15 protein-coding genes and 1 pseudogene are annotated in these 18,733 nt (G+C 49.3%); 9 read left to right on the plus strand and 7 right to left on the minus strand.

All coding sequences use genetic code 11. The features are described from left to right. Nucleotides 1–4 precede the first annotated feature (4 nt). On the minus strand, nucleotides 5–3,397 hold the full coding sequence (locus AC5JMP_RS11210; RefSeq protein WP_495851546.1) for a HEAT repeat domain-containing protein: 3,393 nt from the start codon (nucleotides 3,395–3,397) through the stop codon (nucleotides 5–7). 306 nt (nucleotides 3,398–3,703) lie between these two features. On the opposite strand from AC5JMP_RS11210, the pseudogene AC5JMP_RS11215 reads away from it, so the two are divergent. After that, nucleotides 3,704–3,871 (plus strand): annotated as a pseudogene (locus AC5JMP_RS11215) (Uma2 family endonuclease); the annotation flags it as partial. Between the two features lie 19 nt (nucleotides 3,872–3,890). On the opposite strand, the gene AC5JMP_RS11220 reads toward AC5JMP_RS11215, so the two are convergent. Continuing rightward, the gene (locus AC5JMP_RS11220) at nucleotides 3,891–4,802 is read right to left on the minus strand and encodes a LysR substrate-binding domain-containing protein (RefSeq protein ID WP_495851547.1); all 912 of its coding nucleotides are present in this window, start codon (nucleotides 4,800–4,802) and stop codon (nucleotides 3,891–3,893) included. Nucleotides 4,803–5,227: 425 nt separating this feature from the next. Between AC5JMP_RS11220 and AC5JMP_RS11225 the strand changes: the two genes are divergently transcribed. The 5 genes from AC5JMP_RS11225 (at nucleotide 5,228) to AC5JMP_RS11245 (ending at nucleotide 9,564) form a co-directional block, all read left to right on the plus strand. Then, nucleotides 5,228–6,673, plus strand: coding sequence for an APC family permease (locus AC5JMP_RS11225; protein ID WP_495851548.1), 1,446 nt, complete (start codon nucleotides 5,228–5,230; stop codon nucleotides 6,671–6,673). A gap of 123 nt (nucleotides 6,674–6,796) precedes the next feature. Next, nucleotides 6,797–7,489 (plus strand): cadmium resistance transporter, encoded by a 693-nt coding sequence (locus AC5JMP_RS11230; protein ID WP_495851549.1) that lies wholly within the window; start codon nucleotides 6,797–6,799, stop codon nucleotides 7,487–7,489. A 25-nt stretch (nucleotides 7,490–7,514) separates the two neighbouring features. Further along, a complete protein-coding gene (locus tag AC5JMP_RS11235) occupies nucleotides 7,515–8,150 on the plus strand; it encodes a cadmium resistance transporter (protein WP_495851550.1) in 636 nt (211 codons plus the stop codon). Nucleotides 8,151–8,253: 103 nt separating this feature from the next. Continuing rightward, nucleotides 8,254–8,886, plus strand: a complete 633-nt coding sequence (locus tag AC5JMP_RS11240) for a hypothetical protein (protein ID WP_495851551.1) — start codon at nucleotides 8,254–8,256, stop codon at nucleotides 8,884–8,886. A gap of 243 nt (nucleotides 8,887–9,129) precedes the next feature. Further along, nucleotides 9,130–9,564: a YidH family protein gene (locus tag AC5JMP_RS11245; RefSeq protein ID WP_495851552.1), complete on the plus strand. Its 435-nt coding sequence runs from the start codon at nucleotides 9,130–9,132 to the stop codon at nucleotides 9,562–9,564. 29 nt (nucleotides 9,565–9,593) lie between these two features. Here AC5JMP_RS11245 and AC5JMP_RS11250 read toward each other — a convergent pair whose 3' ends face one another. The 3 genes from AC5JMP_RS11250 to AC5JMP_RS11260 all read right to left on the minus strand — a co-directional run bounded on the left by AC5JMP_RS11250 (nucleotide 9,594) and on the right by AC5JMP_RS11260 (nucleotide 12,303). After that, complete coding sequence (locus tag AC5JMP_RS11250) at nucleotides 9,594–10,391, minus strand: sulfite exporter TauE/SafE family protein (RefSeq protein ID WP_495851553.1); 798 nt, start codon at nucleotides 10,389–10,391, stop codon at nucleotides 9,594–9,596. A gap of 42 nt (nucleotides 10,392–10,433) precedes the next feature. Further along, complete coding sequence (locus AC5JMP_RS11255; RefSeq protein WP_495851554.1) at nucleotides 10,434–10,970, minus strand: DUF7980 family protein; 537 nt, start codon at nucleotides 10,968–10,970, stop codon at nucleotides 10,434–10,436. A gap of 313 nt (nucleotides 10,971–11,283) precedes the next feature. Continuing rightward, the gene (locus AC5JMP_RS11260; protein ID WP_495851555.1) at nucleotides 11,284–12,303 is read right to left on the minus strand and encodes a sulfate/molybdate ABC transporter ATP-binding protein; all 1,020 of its coding nucleotides are present in this window, start codon (nucleotides 12,301–12,303) and stop codon (nucleotides 11,284–11,286) included. 317 nt (nucleotides 12,304–12,620) lie between these two features. On the opposite strand from AC5JMP_RS11260, the gene AC5JMP_RS11265 reads away from it, so the two are divergent. The 3 genes from AC5JMP_RS11265 (at nucleotide 12,621) to cysW (ending at nucleotide 15,639) form a co-directional block, all read left to right on the plus strand. After that, a complete protein-coding gene (locus AC5JMP_RS11265) occupies nucleotides 12,621–13,697 on the plus strand; it encodes a sulfate ABC transporter substrate-binding protein (protein ID WP_495851556.1) in 1,077 nt (358 codons plus the stop codon). Between the two features lie 216 nt (nucleotides 13,698–13,913). Further along, on the plus strand, nucleotides 13,914–14,756 hold the full coding sequence (cysT, locus tag AC5JMP_RS11270; RefSeq protein ID WP_495851557.1) for a sulfate ABC transporter permease subunit CysT: 843 nt from the start codon (nucleotides 13,914–13,916) through the stop codon (nucleotides 14,754–14,756). Further along, nucleotides 14,746–15,639: a sulfate ABC transporter permease subunit CysW gene (cysW, locus tag AC5JMP_RS11275; RefSeq protein WP_495851558.1), complete on the plus strand. Its 894-nt coding sequence runs from the start codon at nucleotides 14,746–14,748 to the stop codon at nucleotides 15,637–15,639. The genes cysT and cysW overlap by 11 nt, the downstream gene beginning before the upstream one ends. Before the next feature lie 260 nt (nucleotides 15,640–15,899). Here cysW and AC5JMP_RS11280 read toward each other — a convergent pair whose 3' ends face one another. Together AC5JMP_RS11280 and AC5JMP_RS11285 are read right to left on the minus strand one after the other, a co-directional pair. Continuing rightward, nucleotides 15,900–17,102, minus strand: a complete 1,203-nt coding sequence (locus tag AC5JMP_RS11280) for a DUF1822 family protein (RefSeq protein ID WP_495851559.1) — start codon at nucleotides 17,100–17,102, stop codon at nucleotides 15,900–15,902. 66 nt (nucleotides 17,103–17,168) lie between these two features. Further along, entirely contained in the window at nucleotides 17,169–18,725 is a 1,557-nt protein-coding gene (locus AC5JMP_RS11285) for an FHA domain-containing protein (RefSeq protein ID WP_495851560.1), read from the minus strand. Nucleotides 18,726–18,733: the final 8 nt, after the last annotated feature.

The following is an 18,733-nucleotide window of genomic DNA, read 5'->3' on the forward strand; positions in this document are numbered from 1 at the left end:
GAAATTATTCCACGTCTTCAGTCACGCCTTCTAGAAAAGCGATCGCCCCTTTTCCCCAAGGACTCTCTTCAGCGAAGTGTTCGCCCACTTTGACAGCCGCTGTTTTACCGCCGTTGAGCAAGCGCTTATAGTTCAGCAAGTTTTTCCAGCGCCAAGGCTGTTTTTGCTTGATTTCTTGAAATTCGGCTTCAATGATGATAGATTGCTGCTCTGGTCGGGCATTCGGGTATTTGGTTTGCAGATCTTGAATCACTTGTTTGAGTTCAGCGATCGCTTCTTTTTCTTCTGAAGGAATCGCAGAGTTATTCTCGATATAGGTATCAACTTTCTCGAATATTTGTACTTTTTGGGCGTTTGGAAAGTTGTATTTAGGCACATCTGACATTTGCTGAACCCCTTGCGCGATCGCATCTAATTTATCGTGAATTAAATCTTCTTCAGTCTGTACTGTGATTTCCGTAGTTTGAACAACCTCAGCAGCTTGGAAGATTTCGTAGTTGTAGAATTTGCAGCGGGCTTGGATGGAGGCGATCGCTTCAAAAATGGAAGCATTCGTTTCGGTAGGAATGAGTCTTGAAAGATAAGTAAGAGCATAACCAGGAGAAATTTTCTCCGGAATTCTCTTTATGACCCACACGGCATCAAACGATAGTAGATCGCCGCTTTTCCACCCATTCGCTATTGCTACCACAGCGGGTTCAGTTCCAATCATAGCTAATGCCTCAGCAGCGATAATTTGAACAGCTCCATGTGGATCTTTCAAGGCTTTGGTCAGTTCAGGAATTGCCAATTCAGAGCCTATTTTACCTAATGCCTCTGCTGCTCCCTGGCGTACAATGTCTTTTTTATCGTTTAGTAAAGCTTGAGTTAAATGGGGAATTGCTTCTTCTGCTTGTAATTCGCCAAGTAATTTTGCTGCTTCATAACGATAATCAGGAAACCAAAATTCTAGCAAGACTTCTGAGAGTTCCAGAATTGCTAACTTTGATCCAAGTTTTGCTAATACAAAAGCTGCATCACGCCGCACATCTGGATCTGGGTCTTTCAAGGCTTTTGATAGTTCGGGAATTATTACTTGAGTGTTAGCTTTTTCTAATGAACTTGCTGCACTACGACGAACTGATATCGCTTCACTTTTCAGATCGCTTAGTAACTTCTCAATATCAAGCTCTTGTTCAGAATGTATAATTTTAGGCAGTGGCTTATTCAAAGTAATAGAAGGTTTTGCTTCTATATCACGTATTGCAGTGGTTATCATACCCTGTATCCAGGATTCATTATTCTGTAGTAATCTACGTAAAGTAGGGATTGCACTTTTGATTTTTCGTTGTCCTGAAACAACTATTGCCGTACCATACACTTCATCGCATAGATCATTAAGGGCTTTTAATACACCCGGAATAATACTCTTAGACTGGATTTTCCCCAACCCCTTAACGGCTCTACAACGTACACCTTTAGATTTATCATCTAAAGCTGCTAACAAGATAGGAATTACTAACTCAGAATCTATTTCTGCAAGCGCTTCTATCGCCTCACAGCGTACAGAACTATCCTTATGCTTCATTGCCTGTTGTAATCCTGAAATTACTCTCTCCGAGCCAATTTCTCTTAGCGCATTCACTGCACTAGAACCAGTGAGCCACCACGAGTTTCGTAAGGCTTCTAAAACTTGGGTTAAAACAAAAATCGCCTGCTCAGTTGCTATCTTACCCACTGCTCTTATTACTTGTTGAGCAGTACTATCGTCGCAGTACTGCTCTTGTAAGATTTTTAATAAACTTGAAATTGATACGTCTAACTGTTTCAGTTCTAAAAACCTGCTCTTCCTCCAATCCGAAATTCTCGGTACATCCTTTATCTGTTTATTCATTATCTCAAAAGCTTCATCTCGAAGAATCTCTATCAGTTTTGAAATTGCCATATCTGATTGGCTCTTTCCCAGAAGTTCGATTCTGAGCCAACAAGGGCTTTTTTGACCATTTTCAATGGTTAACTGATATAGGTACTCAACCGATCGCCCTTGAAATTCCTGCTTTACCTCTCCCGCCAACCGCGCTCCCAACATCAAATCCACCCTGATCGCCAATTCCACCACCCTTACCGCCAGCCCCTCATCCTCTACCAGTGCCAACATCAGCGCGATCGCCTCTGTCCATTTCAGATAGTTCAAATACTGCCGCTGCAACGCTACATCACTCAGCTTGGGCAACTGACGCAACAAATACTCGGCTGCATAATATTCTTGAATTAACTGATGCCGAAACTCAATCTTGTCGCCATTGATTTGAATCAGATGATGCTTCAGCAGATCCTCTAGCCACTGCTTGGCAAAATCACGCGGTTTGTCAAACTTCTCTTCTGTGAGATATTGCGTCAGGATGTCTTCCGCCGTTTGGTGCGCGATCGCCACCTGTAGCTCCGTCGGTTTCTCCTGCGGGTTCTCTCCCTGCATCATTGTAAATGCCAATCGCTGCAACAACAGCGACCACCAGCGCCGCGACTCTGCCGTAACTGGAATATCCTCCTTCAGACTCCGCTCATAGCCCTGCGTAAACTGCCGAAACACCATGCCCAAGTTGGGTGGCACTGTGCCCAATCGTTGAAACAGTCCACACAACATCCACAGCAGTAAAGGCGTTTGCCCCAGCTCTCGCAGACGGTCTTTGAGCTGGCGCAACATCTGCTCTGCCTGATTTAGCGGCAGATAAGCCCGGACAAAATCCTGCATCTGGGCTTCCGTCAGCGGCTGCATTTCCAGCTTTTTGGTAATGCCCAAATCGCCACCCACGCTCAGCTCTCGCGTGGTAAAAATCATCGGGGTTTGAAGATAATCCCGTCGAAACGTTGCCACATCGCGTCTTGCCTCTTCCGAAGGCAGCTCGTTCAATCCATCCATCAGCAGCAGCAATCGACCTTGCCGCAGCCAAGTTTTCAGCGTGTCGGCATCCAGATCTAAGCAATTTCCCTGCTGCAAAACGGTGAGGATGCGATCGATCACGCTCGTCTGCCAATAGCGAAGCTCCACCAGCACCGGAATCTTCGCCGCTGCCGATTCATTCTCTGCCTCTTCCAGCAACAGCCGAATCAATGCCGTCGATTTTCCCGATCCGGGTCGCCCCACTAGCAATATATGCTCTGCCGCATACTTCCGCATTCCCGCCAGCACAGGCAGCCGCTCTAGCTTCTCTTCCAGCTCCTCGCCCTTTTCTTTTTCCTCTACAGGCTTAGCCGTCTGCACCATCAACCCAAAATCAAAGGGAAAGGCAGATTTCTCCGTTTGCCGTTTCACCTGCTCCCGACCCACCGCATCCATCAGCGTGTAACGCTCCCACCACTGCGCGTATTGAGTGGCGATCGCGCTCAAATAATCAGAGAAATCGGGGCTAGCAGTCATACTGAGGGTCAGACAGCCTGTAGATCTTGAATCTACTGTAACTCAAGGCTCTGAAGCAATCATTGCTTTTGCTAAAGCGTTAACTGATCTCACTTGAGCGTTTGTTGCTTTTGCTGAAGCGTTTATTGATTTTACTTAAGCATTTGTTGCTTTTACTTAAGCATTTGTTGCTTTTGCTTGAGCGTTTGTTGCTTTTGCTTGAGCGTTTGCAGTCAGGCTGATCCTCAAAGCGATCGCAGTGTTCTAATTGAATAGATTCATCCAGTAAACTAGAGTAGCTCTTGAAAAAATTGCGGAAGTCAGGCGATGGTTGCAGCGTTACGTCGAGCCGATCGGGTTGTGCTGCACAGCATTAGCTGGGAGCAATTTGAGCGATTGCTAGAAGATTTGAGCGATCATCGTGCCGCCCGTATCGCTTATGACAAAGGCACCTTGGAAATTATGACCCCTCTACCGGAGCATGAATACTTTAAATAAGTGATTGGCAGCGCGGTCAAAGCTGCAACATCTGCTCAAAAGCGATCGCCACACGGGTTTGGAACCGCTCCCGATGTTTGAGCTTGAGGACAGGCTGCACGATGTGTAACGGTCGTTTAGATGCGTTGCTAAACACCTGAAGCGATCGTAGCGTCGCCAGCTTCAGCTCTTTTTTCACCATGAGTTCTGGAATAGCGGCGGCACCGACTCCGCTTTCCACTACGGCTTTCACCATTTCACTGCTGCTGAGAACCAAGACGACATTTAAGCTTTCCAGAGTAATGCCCCAGTTTTGCAAGGCTTGCTCTAACATTTGCTGCGCTCCCGATCCAGACTCGCGCATCACCCAGGCAGTTTCAGTCAACGCTTCAACCGGAATCTTGACTTGCTTAAACCAGGGATGAGAGGTGCCGACTACGATTTGTAGACGATCGCTCCCTACCACTTCTTGCTCCAGCGTTTGCCGTAGAGTTGGCTTCACCTCGCCCGTCACCAAACCGATATCAAATAGCCCGGTTGCGGTGCCCGCGCAAATCTCTTCAGCATTGGCAAGGGTACAGTGAACGCTAATGCCGGGATACTGCTGCTTGAACTTGCTGATCTTCTCAGGCAGCCAATAGTTACCGATCGTCAGACTTGATCCCACGCGCAGCTCACCCTGCTGTAAGTTGTTGAGTTCGCGTAGTCCCCGCTCGGTGAGGGCAACCTGCTCCAAGATTTTTTGCGCTTCGATTTGCAGCAGCTTTCCGGCATCCGCAATTTCAATTCGTCGTCCAACGCGATGAAATAGCTTAACGCCATATCCTTCTTCTAGACAGTGAATTGCAGCACTAACGGCAGGCTGTGTAATGTAGAGTTCCTCAGCAGCGCGAGTAAAATGCAAATGTTCTGCGACTGCCAGAAAGATCCGCAATTGTTCAAGCGTCATTAGGTTTCGTCATTCTATTACTGCGCTCTAGACAAGTAATGTATCATATTCTCCGGTTTCTCTATCAAATAAATGGGCAAACTGAGATTGCTTACTCGTAGCGTTTCTGAGTTGCTAGGAAAAAATTACTGCTCATAAATTAGCCTTTTGAGCGGGAGATTGTGGAAAAGATGCGATCGCTTCACGCCCTATCTTTATTTCAACTTTCCCTGTATTAATCAACTTGTCTCTCATCCAATATCCTGCAATCAATTACTTTTGTTTATGATTCTGACAAAAAAGAGTATTTGATTCTATCGATCGCAGTCACTAAAGTTAAAGCTATGGATTTTAGAGTTGCTTAACAGTGATATTCATCTAATTCACTCTCCATTCATTTTATTTGACCCATCCCATCAATCTGCTTATCCCCTAGGAGCTTCTAGATGACTGCTGATATTCCAATGAGCGCCCATGGCTTGAAACGCGACTGTCTCTCCTACGGTGAGGTGATTGCTCAGTCCATTGCCGTCATTGCGCCGACCACCACCCCCGCTGCCAACCTGGGCTTAATCTTCGCACTCTCTGGAAACGGCACTTGGCTAAGCTTCTTGATTGGCTTGGTGGGCTTAGTCTTCGTGAGCATCAATATCAACCAATTTGCCCGTCGCTCTGCTTCGCCCGGTTCGCTCTATACCTACATCGCGAAGAGCCTGGGGGCAACAGCAGGCGTGATGTGTGCTTGGGGCTTGATTCTTGCCTATCTGTTTACGGGAATGGCGGTACTGTGCGGCTTTGCTAACTTTGGGCAAGAGATTCTCAGTCATCTGGGAATTCATACCCATATTCTGACGCTGCTGGCGATCGGTGCCGGGATTTCCTGCTACGCCGCCTACAAAGACATTCAGCTCTCTGCCAAAGCGATGCTGTGGCTAGAAGGAGTATCGATCGGCTTGATTGCTCTTTTGGGCGTGATTATCTGGGCGCACAAAGGGTTTGCGATCGACTTTTCTCAGCTCACGCTACAGAATACGACTCCCGGCGGTGTCGCCATGGGCGTAGTCATGGTGGTGTTTGGCTTTTCTGGATTTGAAAGCGCCACTTCCCTGGGAGATGAAGCCCGGAAACCGCTGAAAAACATTCCCAAAGCCGTCATGCAAAGCACGATTCAAGCTGGAATCTTCTTTATCTTCATGGCTTACATCGAGGTCTTGGGCTTTAGCGGCACCTCGGTCAGCTTAGCCGAGAGTGAGGCACCGCTGACGTTTCTGGCTGACCAAGCAGGCGTAGGATTTTTGGGAGCCTTAATTAGTCTAGGAGTGCTATTGAGCTTCTTTGCCTGTATCCTGGCTTGCATCAATCCCGCCGCCAGAGTGTTCTTTATGATGGCGCGGCATGGATTGCTCCCCGACTCATTGGGGACTACACATGATACCAACCTGACTCCCCATACGGCGATCGCCCTTTCTTCAATCGTCACCTTCACAGTTCCTGCTGTCATGAACTCCTGTGGACTTCAGCCCTTCGAGAGCATGGGCTATCTAGGAACGCTCTGTACCTATGGATTCTTGCTGGTCTATATCCTGGTATCGCTCGCTGCTCCTGTTTATCTCTACCGTTTGGGCAAGCTGCGCCCGATGGACATTGTCTTCTCAATGCTAGGAGTGGGATTTATGATGATTCCAATCGTGGGTATGGTTGGCATTCCTGGAAGTGAACTCTTTCCCGTTCCTGAAGCCCCCTATAACCTGTTTCCCTATCTGTTCTTACTTTATCTGATGCTGGGCTGTGGCTGGTTCATGGTACAGAGAATCCGATCGCCCAAGCTGGTTCGCAGAATGCAGCGCGAGATCGAAGCCATCCACCTCAGCTTCAGCAACCCCAAAGGATAATCCCCTCACCCCCCTCTTCTTATCCACCCATCCACCCATCCACCCATCCACCCATCCACCCATCCACCCATCTACCCATCTACCCATCTACCCATCTACCCATCTACCCATTCCCCTCTCCCCATGCCAATACTCACTCCTCTCTCCACAGCCATCACCGCCTTCACCGCCACCAACCTAGACGACATCGTGATTCTGCTGCTATTTTTCTCTCAGGCTAATGCACTATTTCGTCATCGCCACATCGTGATCGGACAATATCTCGGCTTTGCTGTGCTAGTGCTGGTAAGCCTACCCGGATTCTTCGGCGGACTGCTGCTGCCCGTATCCTGGACGGGGATGTTGGGGATCGTGCCCATCGCCATCGGACTCAATCAGTTGCTAAACCGAGAGGAAGAGGAAGAATCTGGTGCTGAACTAGAACCCATTTCTGCCCCATTTGGCAGCTTTCTCTCACCTCAAACTTACGGAGTTGCTGCTATCACGTTTGCCAACGGTGGCGACAATGTCGGGATTTACGTGCCGCTATTCGCAAGCTGCACCTGGGAAAGTTTAGTTGTGGTGCTGGGCGTCTTCTTTTCGTTAGTCGGCGTATGGTGCTACACCGCCTATCGGCTGGCCAAAGTTCCAGCGATCGCCACAGCGCTGACCCGTTACGGCAATCAGTTTGTGCCTTTCGTGCTAATAGGTTTGGGCGCTATGATCTTGATTGAAAGCCATACGCTCGAAGATCGAGGTCTACTGCTGCTAACTTTGGTAGCCTGCTGCTGTACGGTGATCACGCTGAGCCGAAATTTAATACAGCCTGCTAAATAGCCGCTGGAGGAGTTTGGGATTTGTCATGAATGAGCTAGTCAAGGCGATCGTTACTGGGAGCACTGCCTTCGCTGCAACCAACATTGATGATATTGTAATCCTGACGCTTCTATTCGCCCAAGTCAATTCTGTTTTTCGCCCCAAGCACATTGTTCTCGGTCAATATCTCGGATTCGCAGCGCTGATTTTGGCAAGTCTTCCTGGCTTTTTAGGTGGATTGGTTGTGCCGCCCGCCTGGATTGGGTTGCTAGGTTTTGTGCCGATCGCGATTGGCATCACTCAACTCGTCCGTAGAGATGCTGACCAACCCCATGTTCAAACCGTAACTCAACGGCAGTCCAAAAGAGCTAACCTTTTTGCTCCACAAGTCTATAGTGTTGCCGCTATTACTTTGGCAAACGGGGGAGATAATATTGGGATTTATGTTCCTCTATTTGCGAACAGCAATCTGGAAACTTTGGGTACAATATTGATAACCTTCTTTGTCATGATTGCAGTTTGGTGCTACGTTGCTTATCGATTAACTCAGCAACCTGCGATCGCTCACATCTTGACTCGCTATGGTCATCGTGCCGTTCCTTTTGTTCTCATTGGTTTAGGTGTTTTCATTCTGATAGAGCGCGGCACCTATAAACTGCTGCCGCTGTTTCAAAATCAATAGCGTGATTAAATGCTGTAATCCAGTCCCTGCACAAAAAGATATTAAGCTTTTCCGACATCAGGATTTAGCAAAAAGATCAACCACATTATTCAGGAGAACCCTCATGAAACTTGCGAGAATTGTTCTAATCGTTTTGGCATTCGTTGTAAATTTGGCGATCGCTCAGCCCGCTTGGGCAGATGCACCCAAACTCACCACCAGTGCTGACTACGCTGAAATCACGCAAACGCTGACTGACCTGTTAAACGCCAAATCACCTGAAGACACAGGCTACAATGCAGCCGGACTGCAACAGAAAATTGGCGAGTTAAAACTTCAGAAGTATATTTTGGAATCTGCAACGGACTGGGGCACCTGCCGTAATGAAACGGGCAAAACGTTAGCAGTCTATGCCCACAAGCCCTCAAAGAAAGCTGCCTTTACTGCCGAGCAATCCACGCTCTATTATTTGGGAGCAGGTCAAGAGACTGATGACAGTTGGAATTGTGATGGGGTGCTGCTGCCCAGCGGTATCAAGGTCGCAGGGGTTGCAGATCAAGAATTGACTGAGCCGTTAGCGGTCAAATTTGTGCCTGGAACTCAATTCGTTGCCACCGCTAATCCTGACACGGACACTGTGGAATTCAATGTTCCTCCTGCTAAAGTTTTCAAAGCTGGTGAGGGTACCTGGGCAATTCCTAGCCTGTCACAAACAGAGATCGATACTCAATCGCTCAATGCGCCGATCGACGACTAGAAAGCTTCTAATTTTTTTGTAAAAGAGATCTAGCGTAAAAGCAATCCAGCCTTGATGAGTAGAGATACATCCATTGTGCTCCACTCATCAAGGCATTTAATTTATGCTACAAACTTTATGCTAGAAATATCGCTGTAATCACCGTTAAAGTGTGAGAGAATACGAAAAATAAGTTCCTAATACAGTATCAAATTTATATCCGCTGATTTGCAAATTGAAATCTAAATTAAGAGAGACGAGTAGATGCATCTGTTCTTTAAGTCTTCCAAAGATGTGGTAAACGAGACTGGAAAACCAAAGAAACGCAGTTCCGATCGCGTCCGAGATCACTTGGCTAATGAGCGCACCTATCTGGCTTGGATGCGTAGTGCAATTGCCCTAATGGGATTCGGCGTTCTCATCGTTCGTCTACGGCTGCTGCGTCCGCCTATGGCTCCTCAACCGCCCGGTACAGGCTGGAAGCTAGGGCTGGCTTTCTCGATCGTCGGGATGCTGATGGTGCTGCTTTCCACCCAGCACTATTTTGCCGTGCGCTACGACATTGATGAAGATGCCTATGAACCTGGCGATCGCTGGGTGCTGCTCTCTAGCCTTGCCATACTGCTGCTGGGCGCAGGTGTCATTTACTATGTTTTTACCGTGCCGCTAGAATCTTTGAATTCGATCGTGCTGGACTGATGGCTATACCAAATGAAGACCAAATAAAGCTACACCGAATGAACTAACTTCCAGCTCACCATCACCAAAAGACTGTAAACCACAAACCTGAGCGCCCGCTGGGGAGTCACTTCACAGATTTTGGCACCCAATAAGACACCTGGCACAGAGCCACACCAGATGGGCAGTACCAAACCCCAATCGACTGTTCCCAAACTTAAATGTCCGATCGCCGTGAACGACAGCAAAATTGCTGCCTGAAAGATATCCGTCCCCACCAATTTACGGGCATCTAGCTGAAAAAAGGCAATTAGCACCAGCGCAAACAGGGAACCCGAAGATACGCTGGTTAAACCCACAATGCAGCCCAAGATTGCCCCGATGGCGATCGTCCAAATTTTTCCCTTGAGCGTCTCTAAGTCTAGCTTGGGTAGAGCAGGCAACCGTAACTGTGGCGCAAAGATCAGCAGCAGCATTTGCACGATCGCTATTCCAGTCACGCCTAAAATTGCCATGCCGATCAGCCGTAGCAGAAGGGCATCTAGATCTAAGCTGCTAGTTTGCCGGAGCAGATGTAGAATGCCCACTCCAATGAGCGAACCGGGGACGCTGCCGCAAGCTAACCACTTTGCCACCTGGAGATCAAGCGTCTGCTGCTGCCAGTGTTTAGCTCCTCCCACAATTTTCATCAGCGTGGCTGCCATGACATCAGAGCTAATGGCGATCGCGGGTGGCACCTGAAACACGAGGATCAGCATGGGTGTGATCAGGGAAGCACCACCAATTCCTGTTAATCCCACCACAATGCCAACCAAGAAGCTCAAGGAAGTTAGCAGGACATAATTCATAAGTCCACAGAATATAGAGGAGTATGGAAATACGAGAATACTTTATGACACTAAAGTAGATAAGAAGCTGAGACTCATAGCGTTCTCGCTGTCGAATAGATGGGGAGCATCCAAAACCTTTAGCTGCACCAACGCCAGAATGATTAGTGTATAGACTGTAGAAGTGACTACACCCGCGAGCAGATCCTTCTTAAGGTTGCGCGGTTCTGATTCAGTCTGCCCTTGAGGAGCGGATTGCAAAACATCGATCGCTCCCAACTGCATCATTAAGATTCCGATAATATTGGATAGCCAATAGCCACCGATCGCTCCCGGCAAGAAAGAGCCTGGATAAACCCAGTTGCAAAAGTGACCCAACAGATAGGCAATGGGCAGGTTAAACACAAGATCATTCCACCAGCAGAGTGGAGAAAGCAGATACCCCATCAGCAGGAATAAACCACCTCTGATGTTTTTTAGGGTAAAGACCTGACTGGGCGATGCGATCGCCAAATGTACCTGTGCTTGAATAGTTTGCTTGACGCTACTGAACTTGTCTACGGCAAAAAACTTCTCAAGAGTAGTCTTAAAATTTTTCATGCTTAAGCTTTAGCTGAAGTCCAACCAACTCTAGCTAAATTTTAGCATTCATAAGTATCGTATTCCGATGGGTTTACCGTATTTTAATTATAAGAATTGCTGGTTACTGGGAAAACTCTTCAAATGGTGTGTTTCAAAGGGTGCGATCGCTCGCTCTTACGGCAATACGTAATTGAGCTATGGTGAGTTATTTTTTGAGAGCCGCGCTCCGCGCGGCTCTCAAAAAATAACTCATTAGATCTGAGCGCGTAACGCCACACAGACTGGGCGTTGCTGCTGTCACGCAGATCAAGATGTCAAAATTTAGATCAAGCTATGCCTCAACATATTGAGCGGCAAAAGATTTGGCATCCTTCGGTTTGACATAGACCCGCTGACCTGAACGGAGATTGAGCTGTTTAAATTGCTCTCGCGATAAGTAAACCGTAAAAGCGTGACCGTCTTCCAGAGCCAGTTCAGCCTGAATCTCCCAGCCCAAGTGAATCACCCGATTAACGATCGCCGGACTCGTATCCTCATCTGAAGTCAACGCCACTAACACATCATGCGGACGGAGAAACACGTTGGGATGCTCTGGCTGATAGCCAACCCGCTTGAAGATGGGAGCGCTGCTGGGTAAGACATTAACGGGGCCAATGAAACTCATCACAAACGGCGTAGCGGGGTTGTCGTAAAGCTCTGCAGCGCTGCCGACCTGCTCGATGCGTCCCTTATTCATGACCACCAGCTCATCTGCAACTTCCATGGCTTCTTCCTGGTCATGCGTCACAAAGACTGTCGTCACATGCACGGTGTCATGCAGATTCCGCAGCCAGCTCCGCAGATCTTTGCGCACCTTGGCATCCAGCGCCCCGAAGGGTTCATCTAGCAACAGCACTTGGGGTTCCAGCGCCAGCGCTCTAGCCAACGCCACCCGCTGCCGCTGCCCGCCTGAAAGTTGAGAGGGGTAGCGATCGCCCATCCCCTGGAGCTGCACCAGATTAATTAGCTCTTCCACACGATGCTTAACGCGATTTTTGGGCTGCTTAGCAATCTCCAGCCCAAAGGCGATGTTTTGCCGAATGGTCAGATGTTTGAACAGCGCATAGTGCTGAAACACAAAGCCAATCCTACGATTTTGTACACTTTGGTGGGTGGCATCCTGTCCGGTCAGGTAAATCTTGCCGCGATCGGGGAGTTCCAGCCCAGCAATCAAGCGCAGCAGCGTGGATTTGCCCGATCCAGAAGGCCCCAGCAACGCCACTAAAGACCCGGTTTTCACCTCTACACTCACCTGATCAACTGCTTTGAAATCTCCAAAATGCTTGGACACATGCTCAACCGAAATCCCCATGTTGCAAATTCTCCAGAGAGGAAGTATCTTTATCTCTAAACCCCAGCATCTCAATCAAGATACTGTACTTCTACCACAGCTTGCTGTATTCTGTAAGTCAATTGAGCAAAATATTCCGGCAGCTTGATCAATTTACCGTAGTTTAGAGCGTTTAACTAGGTCTGAACGAGGTTTGTGCATAGCTTGGACTTAGATACTTTTGGACTTAGGTACTTTTGGACTTAGATACTTAAGAGAGGCGGATTTAATCTTCTCAAGTCTAGGATGTTGATTTTTGCAATTCTGTAGAGCATTTCATTTGCGAAGAGGCGTTGTTTATGGGTAGGTTTAGATTTCGATCGCTGAAAGGATTTCTGTCACTGTTTCTGGTGGGTCTAGGGCTATGCCTGACACTTGCGGCCTGCAATACTAGCCCTTCGGAGACTGCCGCATCTCCTGCGGCTGGTGGATCACCTGCGGCTCAAAAAGAAACGGCTAACCTTACTCTGGTGAGTTACGCCGTTACCCAGGCAGCTTATGAACAGATCATTCCAAAGTTCACTGAAAAATGGAAGGCCGAACACAATCAAGAGGTCGTGTTTGACCAAAGCTACGGTGGGTCTGGATCTCAAACTCGTGCTGTGATTGATGGGCTGGAAGCCGACGTTGTAGCGCTAGCGCTAGCGCTCGATACGAAAAAGATTGAGAAAGCCGGATTGATTGAAGCCGGATGGGAAAAGGAAGCGCCCAATGGTGCGATCGTTCACAAATCAGTTGCGGCTCTAGTGACGCGCGAAGGCAATCCTAAAGGGATAAAAGCTTGGGCAGACCTAACCAAAGGAGCGCAGGTGATTACCGCTAACCCCAAGACTTCGGGGGGCGCTCGCTGGAATTTCTTGGCGCTGTGGGGAGCCATTACTCAAACGGGGGGCAATGATGCCAAAGCGCTCGAATACACCACTCAAGTGATGAAGAATGTCCCTGTCTTGCCAAAGGATGCCCGTGAGGCAACTGACGTTTTCTTCAAGCAGGGACAAGGCGACGTGTTGATTAACTACGAAAACGAAGTGCTTTTGGCTAAACAAAGAGGAGAAAACCTGCCGTTTGTCATTCCCACCGATGTGAATATTTCGATCGACAACCCTGTTGCGATGGTAGATAAAAATGTGGATAAGCATGGCACCCGCGAAATCGCACAAGCTTTCGTAGAGTATCTGTTCACCCCCGAAGCCCAAGAAGAATTCGCTAAGGTGGGCTTCCGTCCGGTTGATCCGAGTATCGGCGAAAAATATGCCAACCAATATCCGAAGATCGATAAACTGTTCACCGTGCAAGAACTAGGCGGCTGGGATGCAGTGCAGAAGAAATTCTTCGACGATGGCGCAATCTTTGACCAGATGCAATCCAAGGCGTAAGATCTGATCTTTCATGCCGATCGCTAATCAAATCTGCTGTTTGAAAGCTGGTGATGAGTAACAGTTGGCAGGTAGATGGGTAGATGGGCAGATGGGAAACTCTCATCCACTCCTCTACCCATCCACCCCTCTACACCAGCACATCAGCTAATAACAGACCACCAGGCTCCAGCTTTCAAACAGCTACTGAACTATCCTCTCGTCCCAAGTGCTCTTATGACTACTGTTTCTGCTAATCGTGAGGGGCGATCGCCTGCTTTGCCTCGCCTCTCCATTCCCTGGATTGTCACCGGGACTTATTTGAGCTTGATGCTGCTGGTGCCGATCGCCGCCCTAATTCTCAAATCTGCGACCCTTAGCCCTGGAGAAATATGGAAAATTGCGACCAGCCCGACGGCTCTCTCTGCCTATAATGTCACTTTCGTAACCGCGCTGGGTGCAGGTGTGATTAACGGTCTAGCGGGCTTAATTATTGCTTGGGTGCTGGTGCGCTACAACTTTCCACTCAAGCGATTTGTCGATGCCTTGCTCGATCTGCCGTTTGCTTTACCCACAGCTGTTGCAGGGCTAACGCTGGCGACCGTCTACAGTGAGAAGGGCTGGATTGGCGCACTGTTTGCTCCCTTTGGTGTGAAAATTGCTTTCACGCGCTGGGGCGTGTTTTTGGCAATGCTGTTTATCTCGCTGCCGTTTGTCGTGCGAACGGTGCAGCCTGTGCTGTTGGAGGTCGAGAAGGAAGTTGAAGAAGCTGCCTGGTCGCTGGGAGCAACGCCCTGGCAAACCGTCTGGCGGGTGGTGCTGCCTCCCATTATGCCTGCGGTGCTGACCGGGGTAGCGCTGGGGTTTGCCCGCGCCGTAGGGGAATATGGCTCCGTGGTGATTGTGGCTTCTAACATTCCATTCAAAGATCTGATTGCGCCTGTGCTAATTTTTCAGCGATTAGAGCAATATGACTATGCCGGGGCAACAGTGATCGGCACCGTTATGCTGCTGATCTCGCTGATCATGCTGCTGGCCATTAATTTACTGCAAGCTTGGGGTCGTCGCTATGGCAACTAATCTCTCAACAGTCGATCGCATTACTGAAGCCCCATCGCCCTCGCAACCTCCGCAGACGGTAGGATTCGATCGGTTTGTTAAACCTGCTTTGATTGGCTTCACGCTGCTCTATTTGGGGCTAATCCTGTTTATTCCAGCGCTGAATGTGTTCGTGCAGGCGTTCACGGGGGAAGGTCTTCAGGGATTCATTGCCACATTCTCCGATCGATTCTTTCTTAATGCTGTGAAGCTAACCGCGCTGATGGCGATCGTTGCCGTTCCGCTCAATACGGTTTTTGGGCTATGTGCGGCCTGGGCGCTGGCACGACACAAAAGATTTCCGGGACGTGCTTTGCTAATTAGCGTCATTGATTTGCCTTTTGCGGTATCCCCTGTAGTCGCAGGATTAATGCTCGTTTTGCTCTACGGACGCAATGGCTGGCTTGGCCCCTGGTTAGAGGCGAATGACTGGAAGGTGATCTTCGCAGTCCCTGGTATGGTGCTGGCAACCTCGTTTGTCTCCATGCCGTTTGTAGCGCGGGAAGTGCTGCCCGTGCTGGAAGAGATTGGTACCGACCAGGAAGAGGCAGCCAAGACGCTGGGTGCTTCGGAGTGGCAAACTTTCTGGCGTGTCACCCTGCCTTCAATTCGCTGGGGATTGCTGTATGGCGTTATTCTCACGAACGCGCGGGCGATGGGCGAATTTGGTGCGGTCATCGTTGTATCCGGCAATATTACAGGCAAGACACAGACGCTACCCCTGTATGTTGAGGAGGCCTATAAGCAATATCACACCCAGTCAGCCTATTCGGCAGCGGTGCTGCTGGCTTGTTTGGGTGTTTTGACTATGATAGCGAAGGTGATTCTGGAAAATAAAGGCGCAGGAATCCGCAGAGGACATTAGGGGTGACTGATCTGATCCTTCAGGAGGGGGCGGCTTCCCTTTCTGAAGGATTGATGTAATAGATCAAGTTGTCCGGCTCCTTGACCGATTCGATGTTGACATGGATCTTGCAGCGTTACCTGTTATGAGGAACATTTTAGGGTTGAGATGAACGTCCTGCTAGGCAGCTCGCGCTAGCGATCGATTCAACAAAAGAGAACCCGAAGTCTCCAGAGCATTGTGAGAAGGAGTTTTCTGACTCCGACCCTGAAGGTGTATTTTTAAAACCGCAAAACTTCCCGTTCATAGTTCTCTGGAGTAGGGTCAACCTCCCACACTATTCCTTCTCCAGGTTCCAGAGCTACCACGACATAGAGCCGCTCTACAGAAGTTGTTGCCATGGCTTCGTTATTTTCAAAGGGTTGTAGGGATTCTGTCAAAAGCCTTAGCTTCATGCCTTTAGGAATCGTAGCTGTGGGAATTGCGGCTGTGGGCAGCTTGCATAATTCAAAACGCCAAATCCCTGATTGAGGGGCATCTTGAGGGATGATGCGTAATTCGTAGCGTTGTTCTGCAATCACCAATGGGCGAACCAAAATCGACCCAGGATTTTGAGAAATTTCTATGCTGCGCGCTCCCGCTGCATAGGGTTGTAACGCAACTTGTTGCCAGCCAATCTGTTTAGCGATCGTTGACACACCACCAGCCAGCCATTGCAGCACAGACCATTGCTCTGGCATTTGCAAGCGGTGTTGATATAGGCGCTGTCGCCAAGCGGGATGTTCTAGCAGCGCGCCCCATAGGGTAAAGGGAACTTCTAACCTAGGTAACAGCACTTGGGGGTTTCCCAAGCGGGCAATCAGGCTTTCTGCTTGCGGTGCTGAGAGTTCGGGGAGCGGCTGAAGGGCAGCGCGGATTGGCTCCTCTGGGCAAAGCTGTTGAGCGTCCCATAAAACATTGAGGTCTTGAGTCAGGTCATGGGCATCCAGCGCGTAGGTGCGATCGCCCGTATCATAGGTTCCTTTTGCCTTGAGCCGCGCATGAGTCGTGAAGCCCCAGATCCTCAGCCAGCCTTCATCTGGTTCAACTTGTGCCGCCAGATAGTAGTCGCCTGCCCAACTGGGAAGATCGACCCATTCTTGGGGTACCCGCAGTTCGCTAGTGTCGATCGCAGCGCTAGGAATTAGAACCAAGCGAATGGTGTGTCGGGGGTTAGCAGTATGTCCGGTTAAGGTAATGGCGCTACCATCGACCACTTCCCAAAAGCTAGGATGCTGTAAGGCTTGAGTCCAGGGTTTTGCCTGAGGATAGTCTTGGCGCAGCCATGCCAGAACGGTGTTCAGGCAAATTTGGTTGAGATAGGCATTCCAGTGGCGACTTGCCCCGGAGTAGTTCTGCTGCCAGCTCTGAGCTTGCTCCTCTGGCGAAATTTCTAAAGAGATCTGAGTCGGTTCAGTTTCGATGAAAAGTGGTGATTGGGTCATAATGGCGATCTGGGGTAGGAGGTAATTTCAGAGGTGCGGAGCCAGAACTCACATCGTTTGTGTTTCTTAGGCTTCAATGACAACTCGACCCACCGGAGCCGCAACACAACACAGAATAAAACCTGCATCTTGCTCACTTTGATCCAGAGCATCAGGAGCTGATTCGTACCTGACTTCGCCTTCTAGCTTACGCTTTTTGCAAGCGCCACAAACCCCTTGACGGCAGTTGCTGCGAATTTTAATCCCTTCTTGTTCAGCCAACTCCAAAATAGATTCTGTGCCAGCCACCTGTTTGCCAGACTGAGAGAATACTACGACAGGCTGGGATGTCCCTGCTGAGGGTGAGGGGGCACTGATCGGAGGAGCGGTGGGGCGATCGGGTGTGGCGACACTGGCTACAGAATTGGCTTCAGAGCTGGCTACAGAAGAATTTCCTGCACTTTCAGGTTTCTGAACCTTCACCTTTTTCGGTGCGCCGAAGCTCTCTTCGTGATAGTTCTGCATCGGGAACCCCAGCCCCTCTAATAGCACCTTCACTTCTTGCATAAATGCATTGGGACCACAGACATAGACCGTGCGTTCCTGATAGTCTGACGCGACCATTTGGAGTAGGGGTGCCGCGATTCTGCCTGTAAACCCAAACCAGAGCTGACCTGGTTCTGGACGAGTGGTGCTGAGCGCTAGGTGAAAATTGGGTAGCCGTGCTGCCATCATTTCCAACTCTTGCCGAAAGACGACATCGCGGGGGGTACGCGCACAATGGAAAAAGACAACGTCAGACTGCTGCGCGGTATCCGCAATCCACCGCGACATCGACATGACGGGCGTAATGCCGCTGCCTGCTGAAATAAACAGGAGTTTCTGGGGTAGATTCTGGGATAGATTCTGGGACGGATTCTGGGCAGAGTCAGGCTGGCAGGTGAATTTTCCTAAAGGCCCGCTCAACTTAATTTGGCTACCCACCTTGAGGTTGTCATGTAGCCAGTTAGACACTAGCCCCGGTTGCAAGATCCCTGCTGCGGCAGCAACCCGCTTCACCGTAATTTCTAGCGTGTGGGGGCGAGAGGGGGTCGATGAGATGGAGTAGGATCGCAGCACCTGATCTCCGTTAATTTCTAGCTCTAGGGTGACAAACTGACCGGGCTTATAGTCAAACAAAACAAGCGGCTCTGCAACAAAGGTGAAGGTTTTGACATCGGCAGTTTCATTGGTGATGCGCACACAGCGAACCGTCAAGTCGCCCTTCGTCCAATAGCGATCGCCCCCCAATTTCTTCCAGGTCGAAGATTCTGCGCTTGATTCAGTCGGTTCGATCGCTTCTACCAGCAACACAAAGTCGGCAATCCGGAGCAAGTCATTCACCTTGAGGGCATGACTTTGGTGCGCTTGAACTTGTTCATTGTTGATGTGCGATCCATTGGCGCTGCCTAGATCGGTGTAGTAATACTCCCCCTGTCGCGCCTTGATCCGACCATGCACACGGCTCACATCCGGGCTTTCTAAAGCCAAGTCGCAATTGGAGGCGCGTCCCACCAAACATTCTCCTTGCGGGGTCGAGTCTGGCGATAGAGCCGTTTCCTGAAATTCGCCAGTTTGAGAGTTGAATACTTTGAGCTTGAGCATTTTGGGTT

It is taken from the genome of Drouetiella sp., from assembly GCF_059504425.1.